This is a genomic window from Thermosipho ferrireducens, from assembly GCF_017358165.1.
GTDB classification, from domain to species: Bacteria; Thermotogota; Thermotogae; order Thermotogales; family Fervidobacteriaceae; genus Thermosipho_B; species Thermosipho_B ferrireducens.
This window is the reverse complement of record NZ_CP071446.1, coordinates 650550-676275: the sequence shown is the minus strand read 5'-3', so window position 1 is coordinate 676275 and position 25726 is coordinate 650550. Positions and strand designations below refer to the sequence as shown.

The 25726-nt window shown below is 33.1% G+C and carries 23 protein-coding genes and 1 pseudogene; 10 read left to right on the top strand and 14 right to left on the bottom strand.

Translation table 11 applies throughout. The annotated features are described in order from the left end of the window. Positions 1–222: 222 nt before the first annotated feature. From JYK00_RS03365 to JYK00_RS03300, 14 genes and pseudogenes are all read right to left on the bottom strand, one after another. Positions 223–1692, bottom strand: coding sequence for a lipopolysaccharide biosynthesis protein (locus JYK00_RS03365; protein WP_207567282.1), 1470 nt, complete (start codon positions 1690–1692; stop codon positions 223–225). 15 nt (positions 1693–1707) lie between these two features. Beyond that, the gene (locus tag JYK00_RS03360) at positions 1708–2889 is read right to left on the bottom strand and encodes a glycosyltransferase family 2 protein (RefSeq protein ID WP_207567281.1); all 1182 of its coding nucleotides are present in this window, start codon (positions 2887–2889) and stop codon (positions 1708–1710) included. A 28-nt stretch (positions 2890–2917) separates the two neighbouring features. Further along, positions 2918–4084: a glycosyltransferase family 4 protein gene (locus tag JYK00_RS03355; RefSeq protein ID WP_207567280.1), complete on the bottom strand. Its 1167-nt coding sequence runs from the start codon at positions 4082–4084 to the stop codon at positions 2918–2920. Continuing rightward, entirely contained in the window at positions 4081–5283 is a 1203-nt protein-coding gene (locus JYK00_RS03350; protein ID WP_207567279.1) for a glycosyltransferase, read from the bottom strand. The genes JYK00_RS03355 and JYK00_RS03350 overlap by 4 nt, the downstream gene beginning before the upstream one ends. A 135-nt stretch (positions 5284–5418) precedes the next feature. Next, a pseudogene (locus JYK00_RS03345) lies at positions 5419–5732 on the bottom strand (transposase); the annotation flags it as partial. Between the two features lie 100 nt (positions 5733–5832). Further along, positions 5833–6507 carry a YjjG family noncanonical pyrimidine nucleotidase gene (locus JYK00_RS03340; RefSeq protein WP_207567278.1) on the bottom strand — a complete coding sequence of 225 codons (675 nt, stop codon included), beginning with the start codon at positions 6505–6507 and terminating at the stop codon, positions 5833–5835. Between the two features lie 33 nt (positions 6508–6540). Beyond that, a complete protein-coding gene (gene flhB, locus JYK00_RS03335) occupies positions 6541–7677 on the bottom strand; it encodes a flagellar biosynthesis protein FlhB (RefSeq protein WP_207567277.1) in 1137 nt (378 codons plus the stop codon). Next, a complete protein-coding gene (gene fliR / locus JYK00_RS03330) occupies positions 7608–8327 on the bottom strand; it encodes a flagellar biosynthetic protein FliR (RefSeq protein ID WP_228288198.1) in 720 nt (239 codons plus the stop codon). Before fliR ends, flhB begins: the two co-directional genes overlap by 70 nt. Before the next feature lie 55 nt (positions 8328–8382). After that, the gene (locus JYK00_RS03325; RefSeq protein ID WP_207567275.1) at positions 8383–10677 is read right to left on the bottom strand and encodes a methyl-accepting chemotaxis protein; all 2295 of its coding nucleotides are present in this window, start codon (positions 10675–10677) and stop codon (positions 8383–8385) included. An 11-nt stretch (positions 10678–10688) separates the two neighbouring features. Beyond that, on the bottom strand, positions 10689–11510 hold the full coding sequence (locus JYK00_RS03320; RefSeq protein ID WP_207567274.1) for a purine-nucleoside phosphorylase: 822 nt from the start codon (positions 11508–11510) through the stop codon (positions 10689–10691). Positions 11511–11843: 333 nt separating this feature from the next. Continuing rightward, the gene (locus JYK00_RS03315; protein WP_207567273.1) at positions 11844–12149 is read right to left on the bottom strand and encodes a ferritin family protein; all 306 of its coding nucleotides are present in this window, start codon (positions 12147–12149) and stop codon (positions 11844–11846) included. A 349-nt stretch (positions 12150–12498) separates the two neighbouring features. Then, on the bottom strand, positions 12499–13086 hold the full coding sequence (locus JYK00_RS03310; RefSeq protein ID WP_207567272.1) for a phosphate propanoyltransferase: 588 nt from the start codon (positions 13084–13086) through the stop codon (positions 12499–12501). Further along, complete coding sequence (locus JYK00_RS03305) at positions 13083–14183, bottom strand: GTPase (RefSeq protein ID WP_207567271.1); 1101 nt, start codon at positions 14181–14183, stop codon at positions 13083–13085. The genes JYK00_RS03310 and JYK00_RS03305 overlap by 4 nt, the downstream gene beginning before the upstream one ends. Positions 14184–14186: 3 nt before the next feature. Further along, entirely contained in the window at positions 14187–15467 is a 1281-nt protein-coding gene (locus JYK00_RS03300; protein ID WP_228288197.1) for an ArsB/NhaD family transporter, read from the bottom strand. A gap of 480 nt (positions 15468–15947) precedes the next feature. On the opposite strand from JYK00_RS03300, the gene JYK00_RS03295 reads away from it, so the two are divergent. The 10 genes from JYK00_RS03295 (at position 15948) to fliP (ending at position 25725) form a co-directional block, all read left to right on the top strand. Next, complete coding sequence (locus JYK00_RS03295; RefSeq protein WP_207567270.1) at positions 15948–17591, top strand: diguanylate cyclase domain-containing protein; 1644 nt, start codon at positions 15948–15950, stop codon at positions 17589–17591. Next, entirely contained in the window at positions 17588–18322 is a 735-nt protein-coding gene (truA, locus tag JYK00_RS03290) for a tRNA pseudouridine(38-40) synthase TruA (protein ID WP_207567269.1), read from the top strand. Before JYK00_RS03295 ends, truA begins: the two co-directional genes overlap by 4 nt. A 98-nt stretch (positions 18323–18420) precedes the next feature. Next, positions 18421–19575: a hypothetical protein gene (locus tag JYK00_RS03285; RefSeq protein ID WP_207567268.1), complete on the top strand. Its 1155-nt coding sequence runs from the start codon at positions 18421–18423 to the stop codon at positions 19573–19575. Then, entirely contained in the window at positions 19572–20390 is an 819-nt protein-coding gene (locus tag JYK00_RS03280) for a TlyA family RNA methyltransferase (RefSeq protein ID WP_207567267.1), read from the top strand. The genes JYK00_RS03285 and JYK00_RS03280 overlap by 4 nt, the downstream gene beginning before the upstream one ends. Continuing rightward, on the top strand, positions 20380–21774 hold the full coding sequence (locus tag JYK00_RS03275) for a hypothetical protein (RefSeq protein WP_207567266.1): 1395 nt from the start codon (positions 20380–20382) through the stop codon (positions 21772–21774). The genes JYK00_RS03280 and JYK00_RS03275 overlap by 11 nt, the downstream gene beginning before the upstream one ends. A 17-nt stretch (positions 21775–21791) precedes the next feature. Next, the gene (locus tag JYK00_RS03270; RefSeq protein ID WP_207567265.1) at positions 21792–23804 is read left to right on the top strand and encodes a chemotaxis protein CheA; all 2013 of its coding nucleotides are present in this window, start codon (positions 21792–21794) and stop codon (positions 23802–23804) included. Between the two features lie 10 nt (positions 23805–23814). Next, positions 23815–24276 (top strand): chemotaxis protein CheW, encoded by a 462-nt coding sequence (locus JYK00_RS03265; RefSeq protein WP_207567264.1) that lies wholly within the window; start codon positions 23815–23817, stop codon positions 24274–24276. Between the two features lies 1 nt (position 24277). Then, positions 24278–24640 carry a chemotaxis protein CheY gene (gene cheY, locus JYK00_RS03260; protein ID WP_207567263.1) on the top strand — a complete coding sequence of 121 codons (363 nt, stop codon included), beginning with the start codon at positions 24278–24280 and terminating at the stop codon, positions 24638–24640. Between the two features lie 78 nt (positions 24641–24718). Next, complete coding sequence (locus JYK00_RS03255; RefSeq protein ID WP_228288196.1) at positions 24719–24973, top strand: flagellar biosynthetic protein FliO; 255 nt, start codon at positions 24719–24721, stop codon at positions 24971–24973. Beyond that, positions 24970–25725 carry a flagellar type III secretion system pore protein FliP gene (gene fliP / locus JYK00_RS03250; RefSeq protein WP_207567261.1) on the top strand — a complete coding sequence of 252 codons (756 nt, stop codon included), beginning with the start codon at positions 24970–24972 and terminating at the stop codon, positions 25723–25725. The genes JYK00_RS03255 and fliP overlap by 4 nt, the downstream gene beginning before the upstream one ends. Position 25726: the final 1 nt, after the last annotated feature.

Here is a 25726-nt window from a genome sequence, read left to right as displayed (position 1 = left end):
CTAACAACAAAAAAATCACATTTTATTTAATTGACTTACAAAATCATTATATCACAAAAGATTTATAACAATAGTATTATAAAGGGTTTAAACACAGAAAGTAATAATATACTTATAATGCTTCCCATGAGAGTTAAACAAAAAAAGAGTAGCGTGTTAAAATAAGGACATGAATGTAGAATAAAGGTTATTTTTACAGCAATTTCTTGACACAACTGAGCTTTATAATTTGTTTGATTTATTTGGGAAGTTTATTTTTTTCCTATTGAAAACACGTTTCAAGTAATATACTACTATGGATTTTAATTCCTCTGCAAGAAAAAAAGACTCAGTTCTATATATTACAATGACTACAACTAACGATATACTAGAAACTATGTAAGGAACAAATGAATGAGATATGAAAGTGTGCAGAAAAGAACTTATAATAAATAAAACTAAACCTACAAACATTTTCGTAAAGTTATAATTTACATTATACAAATTCGTAGACACAATTGCCTCTATTGTAAAAACAATAATAAAAGAAGTTCCTGTTGAAATTGCAGCGCCCTTTGCCCCAAGAATAGGAATTAAAATGTAATTTCCCAATATGTTGTATACAGCTGCAATACCATCACTTATTATAAACCAATAAGTTTTTTTATAAAAATCAATTCCTCGAGCCACAATTGAAGCTAAAGTGAGCATTAAAGGAGATAAAAGTAAGAAAGGGGCAATTTGAGCAGCTGGCCTGTAAGTCTTTGCAAGCAGTAAAAATACCACATCCTTAAATGTTAAAAGCAAGAATAAAAGTGCTAACATCGTAAAAACCATAAAATTGAAAATTCTTAAAAAAAATCCCTTGTCTTCTGGATTTTCTTCATATCTTTTATATGCAATTGGATACCAAATTGTGGAAAAACCAGAAACGATAATAGTCGACACAGAAATCAGCTTAAATGCAGCAGAATAAAGACCAACAGTCTTAAAATCTGAAAAAATCCTCAACATAAATCTATCAGTCCAATTAACTAAAAACCACACAATTCCTGAGAAAATAAAAGGGTAACTATATTTTAAAGACTCCATTATCAACGTTTTATTGATCTTAATTGGAAACCAAACACTTATAGAAGTATAAATTCCTATTAATATTGTTAACAGTTTTGATGCTATTGTAGCGTATAGAATTGAATAGACGTCACGCGATACCAAAAACGAGTAAGACACTATAACAAAAACTTGTATTAAACTCTGCAGAATTTGAAGAACAGAGTATGTTAATCCTTTCATCTGCATTCTCAAAGTTATAAAAGTATATTGCTCAAAAATGGACAATAGAGCTGTAACTATAAATATTATATCAATCTTTATATCATAAAAATTCACTAAAAAGACAGACAAATCCTCTTTAAATAAAAACAATATTATTATTGACGATACCGCAAAAATCATCAAAGGAACTATCAAACTGCTCCAAAGCAAAGTATTTTTATCTATGCCTTTTCTTGGATAAAAACGCATATAAGCCATGTGACTGCCAAGCATAACTACTGTAAGGAAAATAGAATTCGCTGCTAAAAACAGACTGCTTCTTCCAAAGATAGAAGGTTCAATAAGCCATGTTATTATAGGGGTTGTGAAAAAACTTATTAAAGCTCTTATCCATATACCTATGGAGAATTTTAGATAACTTGAAAGTACACTCATAATGTAAATCACCGTTTAATACACGATTATCTCTGGATAAATTGCAAGAAATTTCAAAATAATTTTAAGCTTTTTTAAATTGTGACTTCGCGTTGCCACTGTAAAGTATCCTTTTTTTCCACTGTCCAAAAGTAATTTATATATTTGAGGTATGGAGTTAGACTTCAATCTTTTGTAAAAGATTTTTGCATCTTTCCCCAAAAACAAAGGATTATCTATTTTATCAACATTAATTATCTCATTAGAATAAATCTTATAAAAGTTCAATATAGATTCATAGAACTCTTGTGTAATGCTATCACATTTACACATTTTCACGATTTTGCTCAAATAACCATATATTTGATTTTTATACTTACTACTAGTTGGAAAAATTTTCGCAGACGAAAATTTGAAAGGATTGTAATGCAACTTAAATTTACTTAATGCCCTGTATATGAAACGTTCAAAGTTGTACCCCATTATTCTTGGTTTAAAAAATCGTGATAGTTGTACTATTGTCCTTAGAGTCCCATTTATAGCTACGAACTTTCCTATATCGGAATGTATGTAATTTTCTTCAAAAACTCTATACATATACCATGGTTCATTGATATGATATATTTTTCCGGCTTCAACCTGAGTCTGCTTAAATACTATCCAGTATGGCATATTCCATACTATGTAGTTATTCACAACATTCTTAAAAAAGAAATTCTTTGAAACGAAAAAAACATCAGACAAAATGTTTGATGCGTAAACTAAATATTTCTGAAAAGCTATTTTTGACTGTTGCTCTGTAAAAGCTCCTATAGTTTTGATGTGTCCAGTTTGATTCCCTTTTGCATCAATCTTTATCAAATCAGCATTAATACCGTCTGCTTTTTTCTCCTCCAATATTTGAATATTTCTAATAAACGCTTTGCTATCTGTTAACCTATCATCTGAATGTATCAATGTCACATAATTCCCTTGTACATATCTAGAACCATTCAGTAAGGCATTCAACTGACCTTTATTCTCCTGAACAATATAAATTATTCTGGGATCATTTAGGAGATTATTCTTTACTATTTTATCTGTATCATCTGTGGAACCATCATTAATAATAATCAATTGAACATCTACTTTTTCCTGTGAAAGAACGTCGTTAACTACTTGTAAAATATATTTACCATCGTTGTAAGTTGGCATTAGTACTGACACCTTTGGCTTCATAAATTATCTCCTTTCTATTTTGTAAAAACTAAATTCTGAAAATTTTTTTATAGACCTCTAAAAACTTCTCAGCATGCTCCTCTGGTGAATGATGACTAATAACATATCCCCTTGCATTTCTTCTTATCTCTTCTAGTTCATGGTAATGATTTATCACATACTCAATTTTCTCAGCAATAGCTTCAGGCGATTTTTGAGGAATCAGAAAACCGTTAATCCCATCTTTTATTACTTCTTTCATTCCTCCTATGTTTGTGCATATAACAATTTTCCCAGTAGACATTCCTTCGAGCATAGATAGAGATGTTGCTTCTTCAACATCATTTGATGTTATAGATGGAATTAAAACAATATCAGAAGCTTTGTAATATTTCACTATTTCATTATGAGAAAGCCTTGTAATTATCACGTTTGAAAATTTTGAGAGACGTGATCTAAGTTCATTTTCTAAAAGTCCTCTACCAGAAAAAATGAAAAACAACTGCTTTCCAACGAGTGAAGCATTAATTATCTTTACAGCCTCAGCAGCATATTGAACACCGTTTTTTGGAACAAATCTCCGCGGAATTAAGACAATATATTTATCGGTTTCAAGTCCCAAATATCGTCTTAAACGCTTTTTTTCACTTTCATTAACAGGGGAAAAATTATCGATATCTACAGCGTTATAAATAACGGTTATTTTTTTCTTATCAACCCCTAATTCTTTGACAAGATAATTTTTTATCCTTGTATCTACAGCTATAATATGTTTTGCTTTTTCAACACCTATCTTTTCGTATTTTACAGCAAAATTGAATATTTTTTCTTTGGTGTTTTCTGAAAAGTTTGAATAATCCAGTAACTCCCTTGGAAAATATCCATGTATAGTTAAAACAATTTTCCTGTGATTTATTGCAGAAGCCGAAAGTGTATCGTGGGGATTCACAATATCAAAATTAGAGTAATCCTGTTTTTTGTAAAAGTCTCTAATAATTTCTATTGAAGATATTATTCTTTCTCTTTTACTGTAAACAGCTAAAGCACTTTTAAATATCATAAGTAGCTTTCGCTTTAAAGATGACATTTGATAATATTTTGTCTCTACATTTACTCCAAGCTTCCTGAGAGATTTTTCGAGGAGTAATAAATGTACATGTTTACCTCCAATGTTATTGATATACGGATTATCTGCCGACGCCATAAGAATTATCATTCAATCCCTCCAACAACTTCCTCGTATACTTCAACTTCTTTCTCAACGATTTTTTTCCAAGTAAACTCTTTTGCCCTTTTAATTATGTCTCCTTTATTATACCCATTTCTTAGAACTTCCACTACTTTATTTGCAAACCTTTTTTCAAAATTATCTCCTTCTTTAACAACATATTTTTCAAATCCTATCGCTTCAGGTATTCCACCATTGTTACTTCCTACAACCGCTGTGCCACATGCTTGTGCTTCTATCACAACTGCTCCAAAACCTTCATTACGACTAGGAAGTATCATTACATCCATTGCATTCATCCATTTTGATACTTCTTTTTGAGGAACTTTTCCTGTAAATATAATATCTAAATCTTTTGTTTGTTTTTCAAGCCGATTTCTTAATTTACCATCTCCTACTAATATAAACATAGCATTTCCTATTTCTTTTGATATGTTATGAAATATATTAGGGAATTTATCAGCTCTTTTAATTTTTGTAAGATTACCTACAAATCCGACATATTTACAACCATCTTTGTATATTCCAAGTTCTCTTCTAATCTTTTCTTTATCCATTGGATAAAACATATTTGGATCATAACCGTTAGGGATAACTACTGCATTTTTCCCAGAATATCCATAAGATTTTGCTTTTTCAAGAAGTGCATTAGAGACAAAGATTACTTTTGATGCATTTTCCATTACACTTATATAATCTTTTTTTCTTTTTATCATAAGTATGTTTACATCGCTCCCATGAGCTGTTATTAAATAAGGCACTTTCAGATTTTCAGAAATCTTTTGTGCAATAATTCCTGCAGGTACATTATACATTCCATGGGCATGGATTAAATCATAGTTAGTATCCACTAAGTTTCCAAGAATTTTTAGTGAAGCAATATATATGTGCTTTTTATAATAATTTTTTAAAATTTTCTGCATAATCGCATTCACTAAAGAGCGGGTAATGTTAACGTACTTGTAAGTTATACCTTCATAAGCAAATTCTTCATTACAAGATAAAAATTCCTTTTTTAAAATCTTTCTTAAGGTTTTAAGAAGCTTTGAATCGCAATATATTGGAGTCATGATTACATCAAAATTACTAATTATATTCGAAATTATCTTAAGTCTTTTATGTACAAATATTCCTCTAACAAAGTTTTCAATTATCGGTGATAAATTTGTGATATATAAAACTTTCATATTATCACACTCCTGAACGGCAAATTACTTTTAGTTCTAAACAAAGTTCTTTTTTATTATGTAGTTATGTAATGCTACCTAAAAAACTAGACAAAAAATCAAGCGATTTTGTATAGACTTACGAATTCTTCGAATTCCTCCTTCAAGGAACAATACTACTATTTCCCGCCTCCTGGATATACTACTGTTTTTTTTAATGTCTCAATGACGATAGTCTGTTTTCCAATTACTTTTTCAAGTTCTTCAATTTTTTCTTCAAGTTGCTTTACTTTAGATTTTTTCCCATTTTCTAAACCCTCTTTGGCACCTTCTAAAAACCTATCTCGCCATTTGTAATATTGAGCTTGAGAAATACCATGTTCTCTACAGATTTGTGAAACATTCTTTTCTCGACGAAGTCCTTCCAGAATTATTGCCATCTTTTCTTCAGTTGAAAATTTCTTTGCTATTGACTGCACCCTCTTATCTTTATTCTAACATTCTACTCTTTTTTTGTTCAACTTTCATGGGGAGCAGTGTAAAATTTCATGCTAACCGTTTTTCTAAAATCTACACCAAAAAAGCAATCAGCTCTTCAAAATTTGAAAATTTCTTTACTTTATGATCATATTCTTTATCTGGATCAAATAATATAAAATCTACTCCAGCATTTTGAGCACCTACCAGATCTGTTTCCGGGTTATCACCTATGTATACTGATTTGTTTAACGGAACTCCCGAAAGTTTCGCCGCACAATAGAAAATTTCTGGAGCTGGTTTTGGTTTTCCAGCCTTTTCAGATGTCAAAACAAATTCAAAAAATCTATCAAGTCTTGCTATTTTTGATCTCTTTTTTTGCACCTTTTCCACGCCATTTGTAATAACAGCCATGCGTTGTTTATTCTTTATCAACTTTTCAAGGAAGTTTTCTGCGCCTTCCACAAAAAAAGCTGTTTCAGATAGTTGATCAATGTAATATTCCGCTACTTGAGCGTAATCTTTAAGTGTTTTTCCTATTGTTTCGAAAAATTCCCTGAATCTTTCCACTACTATAACTTCTTTGGGATAATTTTTTTCAGAAAAAAGTTTCCACCATTTTTTATTTATTTCCCTGTAAATTTCTGTGTATTCTTCCCTGTAAGGAATTTTTACATACTCCATAGTTTTAATCAGAGCAAACCTTTCTGATTTATTAAAATCAAGAATAGTATTGTCAAGATCAAAATATACCATTTCATATTTCATGCAATTTCCTCCTCAAGTTCATGTATTTTAAATTCACGTAGTTTCTTTCAAACTATATACATAAGCAAGAACTTCCGCAACTGCTCGATAAAGCTTTTTAGGTATCTCTTCTCCTACTTCCACAGAAAAATAAAGTTCTCTTGCCAGCTTTGGATTTCTCATAATTGGAACCCTGTTTTCCCGTGCTATTTGCTTAATTCTTTCTGCCAGCTTATCAGCCCCTTTGGCAACAACTACAGGAGCGCTCATTTCTTCATTATCATACTTTATTGCGACTGCAAAGTGAGTCGGATTTGTTACAACCACTGTTGCTTCTGGTACTTCCTGCATCATTCTATGCATAGCATATTGCATCATTATCTGGCGCTGACGTTTCTTAATTTCAGGATTTCCCTCAACTTCTTTAAACTCTTCCTTAACTTCTTGTTTTGTCATCCTGATGTTTTTCTCATACTCATACCTCGAGAAAAAATAATCTGCGAAAGCTATGGCAAGCAATGCTATACCACACTTTGTAAGCATTTCAAATGTTATATTCCATATAAGCAATGCTCCTTCATCTACAGACATATTGGGTGTTAAAAGTAAATCATTCCATCTACTTTTAACTACGAGATATCCCACATATCCAACAATGATAAGCTTGAATATAGATTTTAACAACTCAAACAAAGATCTCATGGAAAACATTCGTTTTAATCCACTTATAGGATTTATTTTTGAAAGATCAAATTTCAACGCTTTGAAAGTAAACAAAAATCTGGTCTGCAAAAAACCTGTAAAAACACCTACTGCAAGGATCATTGCTACAAACAGAACAACATTAATCGCTAATTTCTGAAAAGCTATCCACGTATATATCCCAAGATCACTAATATTTATTGTATCGTATGAGGGAAGTTGTGCAAAAAATACAAACGCTTCTTTTAACGAATATATCATTCCTTTTCCAACAAACCACATTGCCATTATTCCTGCAAGTAACGCAAGTCCAGATGTAAATTCTCGCGAGACAGGAACCTGACCTTCTTCTCTGGCCTTCTGACGCTTTCTTGGCGTAGCCTTTTCTGTTTTATCAGGATCAGCAAATAACTGAATATTTATTTTGAAAGCAATTGCATAATCACTCTTTCCAGTACATTCGAGAGTTTCCCTGCAGTTTCCGCCCATATTGGTATCAACCCTAAGAATATTATAAAAACAAGAACTGCTTTTATAGGTATCCCTACCATAAAAACATTCATTTGTGGAACCAGACGAGAGAGTAATCCAAGGAGCATATTAACAACAAACATGTACCCTATTACAGGAATACTTATTTTTAATGCAACAACAAACATATCAACAAAGCCAGATATCAGAAAATTAGTAAAAGAAAAATCAAGTTCTGGAAGAAACAAGGGAAATTTCTCTATCGAATCAAGTATACCACTATAAACTATAAGATGACCATTTAACGATATAAATACAAAAAGAGCCAACAAATAAACAAGTTGGCCAAGTATTGGAGTTTCTTCCATAGTTGGATCCATAGCAGTAGCAAGTCCAAATCCCGATTCTATTCCTATCAATTCTCCTGCTATTGAAAATGCACCCAATATAAAAAATGCAAACATTCCTATAGCTAAACCAATAAGGAAGTTATTTAAAACAGAAAGGACTACAAGAATAATGGGAGTATCAAGCGGAATAGCTTTAGTTTGCGGTAGTGCAATATATGATAAAAATAAAACCAAAGCCGCCCGCACTTCCACAGGAATAAGTCTCCCGGAAAGTAAGGGCGTAACGAGAAACATACCACTTAGCCGACTTATTAACATACCCCAATTTAAAAATTGTGTTTCAACAAAAGTCACAATATCCATAGTATTAATATTACACTATTTTAAACCATTTAGCAATGTCGCTTAACTCTTTTGAAATTCTTTCTATATCTGTGACTACTTTCTTTAAACTCTCAGAGAATTTCTGAAGATTTTTAAATTCACTTTCCACGCTTCCCATTTCGGAAACAAGACCTTCTACTGTTTCAGTAGCGTTTTCAGATGCTTCTATCATATCTTCAAAGGCACTTCGTGTTTTCTCAAGTGTTTGAGAGACCACCTTTGTTTCGCGTCCCACATTTTGTACATTATCTATTATACTTTCAAAATTTGAAATAAAAACCTTCTTGGCATTCGATAACTTCTCAAAATTTCTTTGTGAATTACTGTAAACCTCTTTTAATTCTTCAAGATTTGTCGTATACTCTACCATATCCTCAACAAGATTTTTTGAGACATTGTTAATCTCAACAGATAATTTCATAACTTCATCAGCAACAACGGCAAACCCTTTGCCAGCCTCTCCAGCCCTTGCCGCCTCAATAGCCGCATTTAAAGCTAACAAATTTGTCTGACTTGCAATACTCTGGATTTTTGCCATTTCTTCTTTCATATCCTTAAATCTTTCAATGGTTTCCCTGACATACTCGCTAAATCTTTCAAATATTTCAAGAGAGTTACTTATGCTTTCGCTCATCTCTTCTATAAGTTTAGAATTGTTCAAAACAGAACTTTCAGTTTCCCGAATGTTTTCAATCAAACTCTCAAGATTCTTCGTCACTTCTTCCGTAGCATATTCGGCATTTCTGGTACTATCCTTTACCTGATTAAAATTATTTACAAGCTCAGAAGCCCTATTTCTAAATTTTGAAAGAGTCATTGAAAAGTCATCTGAAACCTCCACTAAAAGCTCACTTAAAGACGTCAAATCGTTAACTTCCCCGTCAAGATTTTTCGAATCTTCTAATAACCTCTTTGCAAATTCTTCAAATTTCTTCGAAAGAATCTTTATAGAATCTATCATCACCTGAAACTCACCAGAAGCTTTTATGTTTTCTGTATCCACAAAAACACCTTCCGAAAGCTTTTCTATTATTGTTTTGGAAAATTCTATTTGTGAACTCAAATTACGGGTAAAGATAATAACAGCAATAATAGCAACGGCCAATATAATTCCCGTAACCATGATATTGATCCTTACAAGTTGAGAACTGTCAAGGCTCAACTCAATAGCGACTTTGGGACTCTCAAATGAAGGAAGTTGCAAAGGCTTCGGCTCTGGAATATTCACACTGACATTAACTTTTTCAAATGGAACAGCAACTTCCACAATTCCTATTCTTTCGCCTGAATATACAAAATCATCTCTTTGAATAAGGTAATCTTTACCCAGAATCCTTACAATATTATTTTTCAACTTTTCCAGAGAACGTCCTACCACCCTTTTTCCAGAGTTATCAACTTTTGTAGTGACAACTGATAAATTATTGGAGTATATGGTAATTTCAGCATTAGATATAGATTTAACATAATCCAAGAACTTATTATCAATCTTGTCAACCATTATTACAAAGCCATTTACCGTATTCCCAAGCTGAGGATGCATCACAGCAATAGCAGAAATTAAGAAAAAACTATCTTTTGCTGGAAAAATAAAAGAAACAGGATACACTGATGTACCTGATATCATTTTAGAAAGTTCATTGGAAAGCTTTTCAAGATAAGGAGGCTTTTTATAAAATTTCGCATTAGCGCCAGAGCCAGTAGATTTAGCATATTCTATAACATATTTCCCATTTGATAGTTTGACATTAGGTTTGCTTTTTATTTTTGGAGGTTTTGTATCGACAATCCATAATCCCGCGTAATCTAAATTCAATTTTTCTACATAAGGAAACATCAAAGACTTTCTCTCGGTAAGAGACAAATTTCTTTCATTTGCAGCATTTACATTCTCGTCCGCTGCTGCAGCTACCTGTGCAACATTTATAACCAAATTTGCTCTTTGTTTTATAAGATTAATCACTGTTTCATGTGTAGATTTCGCCTGCTTTAAAATGGCCTTGTAATACACCTCATCAAAAGTTTGTTGTAATTTTTTTTCCTGTTCTTTAATCAACATTTTTACCTCATCTGAAAAGGTCTCTGCCTGTTTTTCCAGATTGGTTTTAAAACTTGCTATATAGCTATCGTAAGTATTTTTTACATAATCTACCTTGCTCTGTATTCCCTTTTGCATAGAAAAAAGCTGTGTATCCACTATTTTCAGGTTTATATATGTTATAAACAGTAGTGGAATCGTTACCAAAATTATTGCCAGAACAAATAGTTTAGTTCGAAAGGACATATAATCCCCCCTTATAATTCCCTGACAAACTCAGAAATTATTTGAGCTATTAATTTTCCTGTTTTCTCTGCTACTTCGAGCACTTCCTCTGCAGTCAATGGTTTAAGGTCGTCATGAACCGCCTTATCAGTAATTGCGGAAATTCCCAGAACCTTTATTCCTCCATGATTTGCCACAATTACTTCAGGTACTGTGGACATACCAACGGCATCTGCTCCCATCCATCTTAACATCTTTAACTCAGCGGGAGTTTCAAAATTTGGTCCTGAAACTGCAACATAAACTCCTTCATAGAAAGATATTCCTAACTTTTTAGCAACATTTATAGCTTTTTGTCTCAACTCTTTGTCATACGCATTAGACATATCTGGAAATCTTGGACCCCATTCCTCTACATTTGGTCCTATCAATGGATTGTTTCCCATCATATTTATATGATCAGTTATAAACATAGGCCTTCCTATCTCAAAATCAGGATTCATACCACCCGCAGCATTTGTGACAATAAGTATTTCCACTCCTAAAAGCTGCATAACTCTTACTGGAAAAGCAACATCTTTCATATCATAACCTTCATAATAATGAAATCTCCCATTCATAAGCATTACGTCTTTCCCGTTAAATTCTCCAAAAATTAATTCTCCTCTATGACCAGGAGCAGTGGATACTGGAAATTCAGGAATCTCTTTATAAGGAATAACAATCGGATTTTCCACTTCCTCTGCTATTCCATGCAATCCCGAACCTAAAACAATAGCTATTTTAGGAAGCTTAGTTAATCTGCTTTTTATGTATTCTGCCGCAGTTTCTACTCTTTTTACATAATTTTCCATCTCTCTCTAACCTCCTCTTTTTATTAATAAAAATATAATTTTTCACATGACACAGCTGGGAAGTTAACCACCGCCCACGACAAGATTCCTCGTCGCTTACGCTCCTCGTTTCTTTTGTCATTCCAAATGTATGTGATAAATCTGTTTGTTACTAACTCTCGCTAATCTTGCTAATCTCGCCAACTCTCGCTAATTATAAGATTCCTCACCCTTCGGGTTCGGAATGACATAAGCGGTGGATTCCTCGTCGCATGCTCTCCTCGAAATGACATAAAAGGAGAATATCCTCCCAAACGCATGCAAGGGATCCTTTTACCAACCTCGCCAATCTCGCTAATCTTGCAACTTCTTTATCTCTTCTTCTACTTCTTGGGCACCCTCTTCATAAAACTTTTCTTCTTCAGGGTCAAGTTCTTTCAAAAGCCTTAAAAATTCTCCAGCATGAACCTTTTCTTCATTTGCTATATCATAAAGAACTTCACGAGCTAACTCATTGTCTATTGATTCTGCAAGTTGCGTATACATCTGAACAGCTTCATATTCTGCTGCTATCATGAAACGAATTGCCCTGATTAATTCTTCCTTTGAAAGCTTTTTGTTTTCTTTTAACCCGGAAAAAGGGTTTGAAAATTCTGGCATATTTTCACCTCCTGATTTCACACACTGATTATTTTATCATAAACAACAAATAAAGAACAACTGTTCTTTACATAAGGTCTCTGTCAAGTAATTGTATACTATTTTTTGTCTTTTCCATTCTTTTTCTCCAACTCTCGTAAGCTCCTTCGCACTTCGTGCTCAGGACAGGCCTTGCCAATCTTGCCAACCTCGCCAACTCTCGCTAATCTCGCTAACCTCGCTAAATAAAAGATTCCTCACCCTTCGGGTTCGGAATGACATGGGTGGAAGGTCAACCTCGCCAATGCCGCTTTTACTAAAAAAAATGTGACTCTTGCCAGGCAAGAGTCACATCCTTACAATAATTTTATTACTCTTCAAGAATGTAAACTAAATCTCCCGTTTTTAAAAGTGCTGCATTTGCTTCATCGGTATCTACATGAAATTCGAGCGCATACTTTTTACTAACTCTTACAAGAACATCATCAAAGACTAATCTTCTTCCTGCTTTTTCAACTACAACTTTAACAATTTGTTTGTCTTCTACTCCATAATTTTTCGCATCATCTGGATGCATGTGAATATGTCTCTTCGCAATAATAACACCTTTTTCTTTTATAACACTTCCTTTTGGACCAACAATAACAATTCCAGGAGTTCCTTCAAGGTCTCCGGAATCTCTTACAGGTGGCATAACTCCAAGTTTAAAAGCATCTGTTAACGAAATTTCTACCTGCGTCTCTTTTCTTTCTGGTCCTAATACTCTAACCTTTTCAATAGCACCTTTTGGACCAACAATAACAACAGTCTCCTGGCAAGCAAATTGACCAGGTTGTCCTAAATCCTTGATGGGTGTGAGCTTATAATCTTTACCAAATAAAGTTTCAACATCTTCCCGTGAAAGATGCACGTGTCTGTTACTAACTCCAGCAATTATACCTGGTTCCTTCTTTTTCACCTGTTTTTTCCTCCTTTCCTTTTTGGATTTATTAATTTATCTCTAATATGAATCGAAATATTTTCCGGTACCTTAACAATCATTGTAAAAGGACCTCTTTTTACATTTATCCAGGCAAGCCCCGAGATTACAAGCTCTTTTTCCTCATCTAAATTTATTCTTTGTTCTTTCCAGCGCATGCCATCTAAATTGGTTTTCTTACATGGCGGTACTAAAACTTCCCCGTTTCTTTCCAATATTAGTTTGTTGGTTTTTTCACTTTTTGTCAAATGGAATTTCACCCCCGCAGGCGCAAAAATCTGGAATATTGGAAGTTTTTCTGTATTATATTCGACTCTCAAGCAACAATAGGCACTAACAAGTATTGATTGCGACGCATTTATTTTATAGGTTTTCCTTGATAACTCTCGTGTTGCAAGAATTTTTGCCTGGCATTCAGGAGATAGCATATCAAGTACCCGATCATTTGTTATGATACCTGGAGTATCATAAAAATATGTTCTGGATCCCTTTATCTTTCTTTTTACTATTCCAAGAGTTGTACCTGGAAACGGTGAAATAGTAGGTGAATCTTCACAAAAGCGAGAAATCAACGAAGATTTTCCCACATTTGCTACCCCTAATACAACTATATCATCGTTCAAAGAAACAAGAAATTTTTCAAGTTTTCTCAATCCAAAACCGTTTTTGCTGCTCGTTAAGAATATTTTATCGTTTGAAACATTTAGCCTTTTCTTCAACCAATTTTGCACCTCACCGGCACATACACTCTTTGGAAGTAAATCAAACTTTGTCACGGCGTAAAATACGTTTTTGTGTGAAATTTTTTCCATAATTTCTTCTCTGTAAGTTCCTTCAAAATCAGAAATATCTATTATATAAAGAAAGTTCTGGAATTTCTTCAAAACAGTACTTAACTGCTCCATAAAAAAATTTTCATTTACAGGGGTTATTAACTTTCCGTAATGTTTTATCTTATAGCATCGCTGGCACAATATCTCTTCTTCCAAAGCTTTCTCCATTATCTCTAAAGGTACATAGCCAGGCCTTTCTGGATTAACATGTTGAAGTTCCACACCACAACCTTTACATTTCACAATTTAGCCTCCTCGTGTAACGACCAACAGAGAATAAACAAACCCTAATAGAGAAGTTATCAAATATGGTTTCCATGCCCACTTCATATACTCTCCAAAGCTGAAATCTCTTCCAATTTGTTTAGATAAAAGGTTCATTCCCACAATATTTTGAACTGCCCCCAACGGCGTCAGATTTGTTGCTAAATTGGCACTCACTCCATATACCCACCAGAGTTTACTGCTGAATCCTGAATTTACAAGTAATCTGATCATCGGTGCTATTATGAGAGTACCTGGAACGGCACTTAACCATGGAATCGCAAAAGATACAAACCAGAAAATAACAAAACTGTACAAAATTTTACTATGCCCAAATGTAGTGAAAATATTCGCAAGTGATTGGGTTACTCCAACCTCTTCAAGGGCGTATGATAAAATATAAAGTCCCGCGTAAAAGAATAAAGTATCCCAATCAATCTCATGAGAAATATCTGCAAAATCCTTTTTGTGGTATAACATAATAACTATCGCTCCTAAAAGCGCGATAAACGATAATTCAACATTTAAGATGCTATGTAAAGCGAAAAATATTATTACACCTACAAAAACTGTAACGGAAAATTTCATGGATTTTCTATCTATAATAGCACTTCTTTCATCCACTGTAGAAAGTTGTTCAAGCTTCTTCAAAACATTCTCATCAACTTTCATATACCTTTTAAAAAGGATTATTACAACGACAAAAGATATAATACTTATCAATCCCATATTTACTATAAAATCGTTAAAACTTAACCCACTAACAGAGCCCAAAACTAAATTTAAAGGACTCCCAATCAAAGTGGACATACCACCTATATTATCTATAACTATTGTAAGCATAAGAAATGGAATAGGGTTTAATCCAAGCGTATCTGTTATAAGAAATATCATAGGTGCTATGAGGATAATTGTGACAAGATTATCTAAAAAAGCAGAAGCAATTGCCACTAGAACCATAAGTCCCGTTATTGTCCAGAAAAAGTGTTTCCCTCCTATTTTCACTATTTTTATAGCCAAAAATTGAAATACACCTGTTTTTCTTAAAAACTCCACTATTATCATCATCCCCGCAAGTAAACCCAATGTATTCAAGTCAACAACTTTGCTTATATTATAAGGTTCAAGACCTTCCACCAATTTCAAAACAGCTACCAATAAAGACAATCCAAATATTATAGGTGCTTTGTGCTTTTTCCCAAATATAATAAAGTAATAAGCAATACCAACTATTACAATTGCTAAAATCTTCTCTATTGCCACAAATTTCACCTCCTCGATAATTATACAACCATAAAAAAGTATCCGTAGTTAAATTAAATATAAAATTATGTGTTAACTTGATTTCATCAGTGACGTGAGCTGTTACAAATCAGTGTCATTCACTGTTTAATGATTTGCCTCCCTAACCTCGCCAACCTCGCCAACCTTGCTAACCTCGCTAATTATAAGATTCCTCACCCTTCGGGTTCGGAATGACATGGGCGGTGGATTCCTCGTCGCTTTCGCTCCTCGGAATGACACAGAGGAGGAATTCCTTGCTTTCTCGCTCCTTAGAATAATATTCTCCTTCTTTTGTCATTCCGAACGAATGTGAGGGGATGTCATCCTGAGGAGCACCAGCGACGAAGGATCTTATTTCGCCAACCTCGCCAAATTTTGTTACAATTAAACCTGTGAATTTTGTAATAAAAATGGTAAAATATTTATCAGTCTAACATCTTAAATGAGGGGAGATTTTATTTGAAGAAAAAAGATTTTTTTGTTTCCTTATTCTTATATACTTTAGGTTTTTTCATTATCTTTAGTTCAGGTCGTTTTATATTTTCAACAAACTGGCTTTTTTTAATATTACTGGGAATAGGAACGTATCTCTTCCACAGAATGGAATTAAAACTCGGAAAATATTCGTTCGCAAGCGACATATTAATTACCATACCTTTCCTGCTTTTTGTTTCACCTGAAACAGCTACTTTGTTTTCGGCTGCTTTCTGGTTCATATTTTCGAAAAGAAATCGCTTTATTCGAAGCGCCTTCTCTTTCTTTCTTTACAGCGTAGGAACTTTTTTCTATTATTTAATACCTGTTGATTATTTACGAATTCCAGCGTTTGCAATAACTTTTTTAATAGCTAATATCTTACTTGATTCTCTATATTTCGGAAAAGAGTTCTTCCTAAACCTTGTGAATCCACTTTTTTATAGTTCTATACTAATAATTCTTTCGTCGTTGATTATCTCAAATATTTACCTTTTTTCAGAAATAACCTTTCCTTACATTCTAATGGTGTTTTTCACGTATTCCTTTTTGCTTTTTTTAATTATAAGTTTTGTAAAAAACTATAACTTAGTTTTACTTGAAAGAATAGAAAGCTATAAACTGCGAAGTATAAACAATAACCTTTACAAAATACCTGATTTAGTTTACAGAACAAATGATACAGAATTTGATGAGAATATTGAAAAACTTTTAAAACTTTTCTGTGAAATATCTGGTTTTGAAAGAGCTTTACTTAGTGTATTTGACAAATCAGCTGAACGTGTGATAAGAGTTTCTCAACATGGACTTACAGTAGAGGAATGGAATTTTGTAAAAAGTGGTAATCCAGAATTATCCACTATAAAACGTTTTTTTCAGGAAAGATTTCGAAAAGAGGGAGTTTACTTTATCCCTGAAGGTTCTTTGAGTCTTGAAAATTTTTCATATTATGTGTTTGCTAAATATCCAACATTTGATATTGAAAACAGCTGGAAAAGAGGGGACATTTTACTGGTTCCCATCTATACAGAATTAGGTGAAATGGTAGGTTATATTAGTTACGATAAACCATCAAGTGGGTTGCGACCTACAGAGCACGAGCTAAAACTCCTCGGTTTTCTTTCGTGGTTCATGTATGAACTTCTCAAAAAAACGCCGTATTCTCGTTACTGGCTCACAAGCCAGAATTCGTATCTAAAAAAATTATCTTATCCTGAATTTGTAAGACTTGCCGAAAATATTATAAGAGAAACAAAAGACATAGTTGTAGCTATTATAGATATTGATCAGCTGGATAAATTTAATTTTACAAATGGCCCAGAATACGGCGAAGTGATTGTAAACTCTCTGGAAAATTATTTAAAAGACAAATTTGGAAAGTTTTCTATATCATACAAAATAGGAGGCGGTCAGTTTATCTCCGTGTTCTTCAATGTAAACAAGCTTAAAGTAATAATGTATTTTTCAAGAATGCTTGAAGAAATTCATGAAATTTATCCCGAACTTTCATTAAGTATAGGTATTTCAACATCAGAAAAATATAAAGATTTAAACAGGCTTTTAAAAGACGCCAAGAAGGCACTGCATGTGGCCAAAAAAGCTGGTGGTGGGAGGATTATGTCTCTATGAAAAGATTCGCCATAGAATTCGCATACGATGGAACAAACTTTTTTGGTTATCAGGGACAACCCAGCGTACGAACTGTACAGGGAGAACTTGAAAATGCTCTGGAACGCATTTTCAAAGTGAGAATATACACACAAGCTGCTGGTAGAACAGACGCAGGAGTTCATGCAGTTGGGCAGGTCGCTGCGTTTAACTGTCCAATTGAAAGACTCACCCCCGTTGATATAAAAAATGCACTCAACGCAAACCTACCAGCTGATATTTATATTAAAAGAGCCTGGGAAGTTTCCAAAGATTTTAACCCAAGATTTGCAGCCAAAAAGAGAATCTATCACTATTACATAAGCACAAAAAATAAAAACATCTTTCTGAGAAATTATATGTGGCATTTTCCATACAAATTAAATATTCAAAAAATGCGAGAAGGTGCGATTTTTCTGGAGGGCGAGCACGATTTTTCATCATTCCAGAAGGGAGATGATAAAAAAAATCCCATTAGAACTATCTTCAAAGTAAGAATTTTGGAACCCAAAAATGGAGTTATACTAATAAGAGTAGAGGGAATTTCATATTTAAGACGCATGGTAAGAAACATTGTTGGAACCCTTATAAAAGTTGGATTGGAACACTGGAGTCCCGAAAAAGTTAAGGAGGTGCTGGAGGCACGTTCAAGGGAAAAAGCCGCAGGCACTGCGCCGCCGCATGGGTTATACTTATACAAAGTGTTATTTTAGCATCAATTGCAAATTTTGTTACAATAGAAGCAAGTGGTGTACTATTTTATTTAGGACCTGAACTAACTTCAGAAGCCAGTTCAGTAATAAAGGCGTGGATGAAACAGCCTGTTCTAACTCTTCTTTACGAGGGCCCTGAAGAATACAAACAATCCATTGAAAATTTCTTTTTTGAAAGAGGCTATCTATTAGGTGTTGGCACACCTGTTTATGTGTATATTGCACACGATAAAAACCTATACGCCTGGAAAGTAACTTATCAAGAAAAAGCCATAGACAATTTTTCTAATCTGTCTTCAAATATTTCTTTACTTTTTGATGAGTTAAAGAATATTTTTGAGAAAAAAACAACGCCAGAGTATTCTATTATTTATGATCCAATTACAAATAGTATAAATATTCAAAAAGGAAAAAACAAACCTTATATAGTAGAACATAAGCGTAATGTTTATCCCCTTATTATAAATGGTCAAACAAAAAATCTTAGAGAAGGCTTTGTAACTGTTGAAGGTATGACAGTTTATTTAGGAAAACCCATGGAAATAACATATTCGGAGAATTTCTTTAAAGATATATATGGAATATTCGGAAAGTATAAGTTTGATGGTACTAAAGTTTTTGAAGATCACTTAAATAGTTATTTTACTTATCCTGAGACTCCTTACTACATAGACAGTGAAAAGGTAATATCCATGCACTATAAATATGAAAAAGGAAAATTACAACAAAACCAGATACCGATAATCGATGTATATAAAAACTATGTTTTTTATTCAGATGGAACGTTAGAAAACATTGACAAACTGTGGCAATACAAATTTCATTACACCCCGGTTGATTGGTTTTTTTCCGAAAACCTTTTGTTGGTTAGTTTTATAAATAATAATGTCATTCTGTTTGATTTATCACGCAGAAGAATACTTTTTGAGAAGTTTTTTAAAGATGTCTGGGGAGTAGGACTTACTAAAGATTCCATTTTTATAGCCTCAGATAATAGTCTAATAGAGCTGGACATTAAAAAATTTAGAACAAAAAACACTTACGAGATAATCAAGGGACAGGATTTTGTAATATACAACGACTTAAAATTTGTGTATGGAAATGTTTTAAAACCAAGATATAAAGGAATATACAAAATAAAAGACACGTACTATTACATGGATAAAAAAATCAAAGATTATATATTATCGTACATCTGGAATGGCAATTTCTATATAGTTACTAAAGAAGGAACATGGAGGTTCAACAAATGAAAGAAAAAGATAAAGAAAGACTGGATATCCTTTTATTTGAAAGAGGTCTGGCGGAAAGTAGAGAAAAAGCAAAAAGGTTAATAATGGGTGGTAAAGTTATAGTCGATAATCAGCTCGTTGATAAACCAGGAAAGTTAGTTTCAAGAAATTCTAACATTAGATTGAAGTCTCAGGAAAAATACGTAAGCAGAGGAGGATATAAATTAGAAGGTGCGTGGAAGGTTTTTAAATTTGACATAAAAGGAAAAACTGTTTGCGATATTGGTGCCTCTACAGGCGGATTTACAGACTTTTTACTTCAAAAAGGCGCAAAGAAAATTTTTTGTATCGATGTTGGATATGGGCAACTTCACTGGAAAATCAGAAACGATCCCAGAGTGGTTGTGCTTGAAAGAACAAATGCAAGATATATTACCTCTAAACATTTAGGAGAAAAAGTAGATCTGGTAGTTTGTGATGTTTCATTTATTTCTATTAAAAAAATTCTCCCTGTAATAAAGAATATATTAAAAGACAACGGAACAGCTGTAATATTAATTAAACCTCAATTTGAGGCGGGAAAAGAAAACGTAGGAAAGGGAGGAATAGTTAAATCAAAAAATGTCCAAAAAAAGGTAATTAATGATATAATAAATAAATCAAAAGAAGAAGGTTTATGCCCTATAGATTTAACCTTTTCACCAATAAAGGGAAGCGAAGGAAATATTGAGTTTTTTCTAAAACTAAATTTAACACCTTTATGTAACACTCGTATAGAAAATATGGTAGACTATATAGTAGAAACCGCATGGGAGGTACTTGGCGTTGAAAAATAAAGTGGCACTCTTTTTGATAATTTTATTTTCATCAATTGTCATTGGAAATATACTAAATTTTATACCGTATAATTATGACCTTTTTCTTCATTTCAAGAATAATGGCAGATGGTATAACAAATTGAAAGATGTACCTTTTTTTGAATTTGTTTTAAAAGAAGAAGGGTTATCTTTTGAAAACTATTTTCTTAGCTCCGCTGAAAGAATTGAAAAAGAATATGGTTATGAAAAAGAAGTGTTATTGACATCTATAGCAAGTGACATTGTCTTTGCCGCAAAAGGCGTAACATTAACTCTTGATGAAATGGTATCTTTCGACATAAATTATTATCTTGATATATTAAAAGTGTTAACTCGAGATTCTATTGTTGTTTTTGAAACAGATAAAGGTGTGTTGTTCATAAATTATCTTGCAAGACTTCTTGGACTTGAGATAAAACAAGAACAGGAAGTTTACATATTAAGTGAAAGTTTATATTCAAAAGTTGTTGAAAATTACGTTGTAATAGCAGGAAGCAAGCAGGCATTAGATTATTGTATAAACGTTTACAAAACTCCTGAACTTCAAATGAAAGAAAAAATTTCTAACATAATTAATAATGTAGAGCAAGGTGATTACTGGATAACAGGTTATTCCAAAGGAGATGCAATAAAAATCGAAATGGGATTATCAAAAGAAAATGATGAAAAAACGGAATACGTTATTTTAACCGGAACTGTGGAAAATTCTGTTTTTAAGTTGAACATTTCTCAAAAAATGGAAACGGAAAGACCTCCAACGAAAACAGAAGATCTAATGGAAACAATACCAGTTTTAGGAAATTATTTTGCCGGTATTAGCGTTAAAGAAAGCATGGACGTTGTTCAAATATTCAGCGATTGGGTTTCAGGATATGGAGACGAGTTGTATAAATTTTATGATATTGCAAATACTGTACTTAAAAACGCAACTTCGACTTTTTACATAGTTGGAGATTTGAGTGAATCAACAGAAGTTTCCGTAGCTTTTCTTTTTAAACTATCAGACGGGTTAGATAACATTGACAGTGTCATTAAAAAGTACGCGGGCTATTATGATGACAAAACAGGGCAGTGGATTATTCCAATTTCTGAAAACTCAAATCTATACTTTTACAAATTCGAGAAATTTTTTGTTGTTAGTAACATATCTAAAGAAATTTACGCTAAGAAAAGCTCTAATAAACGATTGATGAATATTCCAGCATACAATTATCTTGATAAAAAAAGGAACTATTTATTAAAAGTCTTCATAGATATAGGCGATATTGTAAAAAAATTCCTGGGAATAAATCTCAACTCGAAACTTATATTCTGGCAAGAACGAGACGGATACTTTGTAAATTACTATATTGAAGTAATGTAAACCCTGGAGGTGATTATATGAGTCAATTTGACGAATATTTAAGTGTATTTATTGATGAAGGTCGCGAATATGTTCAACAGTTAAATGATGCACTTCTTGATTTAGAGAAAAATCCAGAAGATATGGAATATGTTAACATAGCATTTAGAGCCCTTCATACATTAAAAGGCATGGCTGGAACAATGGGATTTGAGAAAATGGCAAAGCTGTGCCATAGAATGGAAAATTTCCTGGATGCTGTTCGCTCAGGAAAAGTAAAGATAGATTCAGATAAATTTGACTATCTTTTCTCAGGATTAGACTTTATTGAAAAAATGATCGCAAATATTGCCGAAAGCGGATCAGAGGATATTGAAGAAGATATCAGTACATTAGTAGAATCTTTTGAAAAAATGGCTTCAGGTGAAACTCTGGAAGAAATTCCTGAAGCTACCAGCGAAAAAGAAAATAATGGCGAGAAAAAAGCTGGAGAAATAATTTACGAAACAGATGACGTCTTAATTCATGTAGTATCTGAGGCGCGCAAAAAAGGTTTTGAACTATATTATATAAAAGTTATGCTGGAAGAGGGCACCCAGTTAAAATCTGCAAGAATGTACATGGTTTTTCACTCAATAGAAGAGCTCGGTGGAGAAATTATTAAAAGTATCCCAAGTGTTGAGGATATAGAAAGTGAAAAATTCGACAGAGAAGTTGAACTTTACGTAATAGCAAAAGTAGAACCATCAAAATTACAGGAAAAGCTTGTTTCTATCTCTGAAATAGAAAAAGTAATAGTAAAACCCGTAGAAATTAAACGAAAACAAACTAACGAATCCCAGAGCAAAACCAATGAAAATAACAAGGAAGTAAAAAATGGTGCAAAAGCTAAAGAAAAAGTTAAAGTAACCCAGACTGTAAGGGTAGACATAGAAAAACTTGATACCCTTATGAATTTAATGGGAGAACTTGTAATCGCCAGAAGTAGAATTATTGATATTCTAAAAAAATACAACATAAAAGAAGTTGACGAGTCACTTGCTCAACTCAGCAGAATTACTCTTGATCTTCAAAATATTGTTATGAAAGTAAGGATGGTACCAATAGCATACGTCTTCAACCGTTTTCCACGTATGGTCAGAGACATTTCAAAAAATCTTGGAAAAGAAATAAACTTTATCTTACAGGGTGAGGAAACAGAGCTTGACAGGACCTTCGTAGAAGAAATAGGCGATCCTCTCGTTCATCTTATAAGAAATGCTATAGATCACGGTATAGAGACAAAAGAAGAACGTATAGCCAAAGGGAAACCACCAGTTGGAACTCTTAAATTATCTGCACGCCATGAAGGAAATAATGTGATTATAGAAGTAGAGGACGACGGTCGTGGATTGGACAGAGAAAAAATACTTAGAAAAGCTATAGAAAGAGGTCTGGTGGATGAGTCAAAAGCACTCTCTCTATCAGATGAAAAAATATACGAATTCCTATTTATGCCTGGATTTTCAACAAAAGAAGAAGTAAGTGAACTATCTGGTCGTGGTGTTGGGATGGATGTTGTCAGAAACACCATAGAATCTTTGAATGGAAACGTCTCAATAGAATCAAAAAAAGATGTAGGAACAAAAGTTATTATCAAACTTCCTCTTACCCTTGCAATTATTCAGGCATTACTTGTAAAAGTCAATAAATATATTTACGCTGTACCAATTTCTGTAATAGACAGTACGTTAATAATTACACCAGACGAGATACAGATGGTTCAAAATAAAGAAGTAATAGTCAGACGTGGTGAAGTAATTCCTATTATAAGGTTATGGGAAGCGTTGAACATTGAACACGAACACAATTTAGAAGAAATGAACGTGGTTGTTATAAAAACCAGTAATCGAAAATATGGGATAGCTGTTGATACATTAATAGGTCAGGAGGACATAGTTATAAAATCCCTTGGAAAACTCTTTACTGATGTAAAAGAATTTAGTGGTGGTGCCACCCTTGGTGATGGAAGTATCGCTCTCATACTTGACACCGCCAATATAGTTGAGTGAGGTGATATAAATGAGTGAAGAAGTTGTAAGAGACTTTGAAGTTTTAAGTTTCAATTTATGTAATCAAGAAATGTCCTTCGACGTTGATTTCGTTGAAATAGTAATAGATAGAGAGGAAATAACACCGGTACCTAAAGCAAAAGAAGTGATAGAAGGGGTTATTAACCTTAGAGGACGAATAATACCTGTTGTTAATCTTCCAAAAATACTCGGTGGAATTTGTAACGATACATCGACCGAGGAATATAAAAAAATAATAATCACAAAAATATCTGATGTGGAAATTGGTTTTCTTGTAGAGCAGGTAAAAGGTGTTTTGAGAACTTCTACAGAAGAAATAGACAAAGCATTTGGGAAAATGGATACCTATGGAAAAAAAGCTAAAGGACTGATTAAAAAAGGTCAGAGACTTGTGGTATATTTAGACTTAGAAGAAATACTAAATGAAATAATAGGTATAGAGGAGGTATAGTATGGGAAAGAAAATATTAGTTGTTGATGATACCGCTTTCATGAGAATGATGTTGAAAGACATAATTACAAAGGCAGGTCATGAAGTTGTTGGAGAAGCAACCAACGGAAAAGAAGCAGTTGAAAAATACAAAGAACTAAAACCAGACATAGTTACCATGGATATAACAATGCCTGAAATGAACGGAATCGATGCTATAAAAGAAATTAAAAAGATAGACCCTGATGCAACTATCATTGTATGTAGTGCTATGGGTCAACAGGCTATGGTTATAGAAGCTATTCAGGCGGGGGCCAAAGACTTTATAGTTAAACCATTCCAGAACTCAAGAGTAGTTGAAGCTATTCAAAAAGTTTCAAAATAGGAGGGGAAATTCATAAGCTCTTTAGTTGGCTTTGTAGTAGCAGTTACTATTTTTTTAATAGTAATGTCGGTAACATACTTGATAGTAAAAAGAAAATTCCCCCAGACTTCTGGGGGTCGTTTTGTTTCTATAATTGAACGTAAATACATAACTAAAAACAGCTGCGTTGCTGTTGTTCGAATAGGCGATGATTACTATGCTTTATTAATAACAGAAAATGGTGGAAACATTATCAAAAAATTTGATACCGTTGAATCCGGTGAATTAGAAGAGGTTCATAGTTTTCGGTCCGAATTTTTTAAAAAACTCACCAAAAAAGGTGAGAAAAAATGAAAAAATGGTTGACAATATCGCTCTTAATATTATCCGTAATAATATTTTCCCAAAACGAAATACCCCTTCCTGGAATAAGTTTACAGGTATCTCCACCCCAACAACCTCGAGATTTAGTTAACACATTAGAACTACTAATTTTACTAACTGTTTTAGCCCTTGCTCCAAGTATTCTCATATTATTCACATCATTCACCCGGATTATCATAGTGTTCTCCTTTTTAAGAAATGCTCTTGGTACACGTCAAACTCCACCAAATCAGATATTGATAGGACTTGCACTATTTTTAACTTTTTTTATAATGCAACCTGTCTGGAATGATATCTACTCCAATGCCTTAACTCCATACATGGAAGGAAAAATAACCTATGAGGAGCTATTTTCAAGGTCAATGGATCGTTTACGAATATTTATGATCACAGAACTTCAGATACATCACAACGAAGATAATGTATATATGCTCGCCGAAGAAGTTGGGCAGAAAATAAATTCAATAGATGAAACACCAAACTCTATATTAATCCCGGCTTTTGTCATTGGTGAACTTGAAATAGGTTTCAAAATGGGAATATTACTTTACGTTCCATTCATAGTTATGGACATGGTCGTTGCAAGTATATTACTATCATTGGGAATGATTATGATACCGCCTGTACTTGTCTCACTGCCATTTAAAATTTTATTGTTCGTACTTGTTAACGGCTGGGATATGGTTGTGGGAAGTCTTATTAAAAGTTTCGGAGGTGGTTAAT

Excerpts from the sequence above, each read along its gene's own strand:
- JYK00_RS03355 (WP_207567280.1), bottom strand. The coding sequence starts at position 4,084 with ATGATAATTCTTATGGCGTCGGCAGATAATCCGTATATCAATAACATT.
- JYK00_RS03325 (WP_207567275.1), bottom strand. The coding sequence starts at position 10,677 with ATGTCCTTTCGAACTAAACTATTTGTTCTGGCAATAATTTTGGTAACG.
- flhB (WP_207567277.1), bottom strand. The coding sequence starts at position 7,677 with ATGGGCGGAAACTGCAGGGAAACTCTCGAATGTACTGGAAAGAGTGAT.
- JYK00_RS03360 (WP_207567281.1), bottom strand. The coding sequence starts at position 2,889 with ATGAAGCCAAAGGTGTCAGTACTAATGCCAACTTACAACGATGGTAAA.
- fliR (WP_228288198.1), bottom strand. The coding sequence starts at position 8,327 with ATGTTAATAAGTCGGCTAAGTGGTATGTTTCTCGTTACGCCCTTACTT.
- JYK00_RS03270 (WP_207567265.1), top strand. The coding sequence starts at position 21,792 with ATGAGTCAATTTGACGAATATTTAAGTGTATTTATTGATGAAGGTCGC.
- truA (WP_207567269.1), top strand. The coding sequence starts at position 17,588 with ATGAAAAGATTCGCCATAGAATTCGCATACGATGGAACAAACTTTTTT.
- JYK00_RS03340 (WP_207567278.1), bottom strand. The coding sequence starts at position 6,507 with ATGAAATATGAAATGGTATATTTTGATCTTGACAATACTATTCTTGAT.
- JYK00_RS03285 (WP_207567268.1), top strand. The coding sequence starts at position 18,421 with ATGAAACAGCCTGTTCTAACTCTTCTTTACGAGGGCCCTGAAGAATAC.
- cheY (WP_207567263.1), top strand. The coding sequence starts at position 24,278 with ATGGGAAAGAAAATATTAGTTGTTGATGATACCGCTTTCATGAGAATG.
- JYK00_RS03315 (WP_207567273.1), bottom strand. The coding sequence starts at position 12,149 with ATGCCAGAATTTTCAAACCCTTTTTCCGGGTTAAAAGAAAACAAAAAG.
- JYK00_RS03280 (WP_207567267.1), top strand. The coding sequence starts at position 19,572 with ATGAAAGAAAAAGATAAAGAAAGACTGGATATCCTTTTATTTGAAAGA.
- JYK00_RS03365 (WP_207567282.1), bottom strand. The coding sequence starts at position 1,692 with ATGAGTGTACTTTCAAGTTATCTAAAATTCTCCATAGGTATATGGATA.
- JYK00_RS03265 (WP_207567264.1), top strand. The coding sequence starts at position 23,815 with ATGAGTGAAGAAGTTGTAAGAGACTTTGAAGTTTTAAGTTTCAATTTA.
- JYK00_RS03350 (WP_207567279.1), bottom strand. The coding sequence starts at position 5,283 with ATGAAAGTTTTATATATCACAAATTTATCACCGATAATTGAAAACTTT.
- JYK00_RS03320 (WP_207567274.1), bottom strand. The coding sequence starts at position 11,510 with ATGGAAAATTATGTAAAAAGAGTAGAAACTGCGGCAGAATACATAAAA.
- fliP (WP_207567261.1), top strand. The coding sequence starts at position 24,970 with ATGAAAAAATGGTTGACAATATCGCTCTTAATATTATCCGTAATAATA.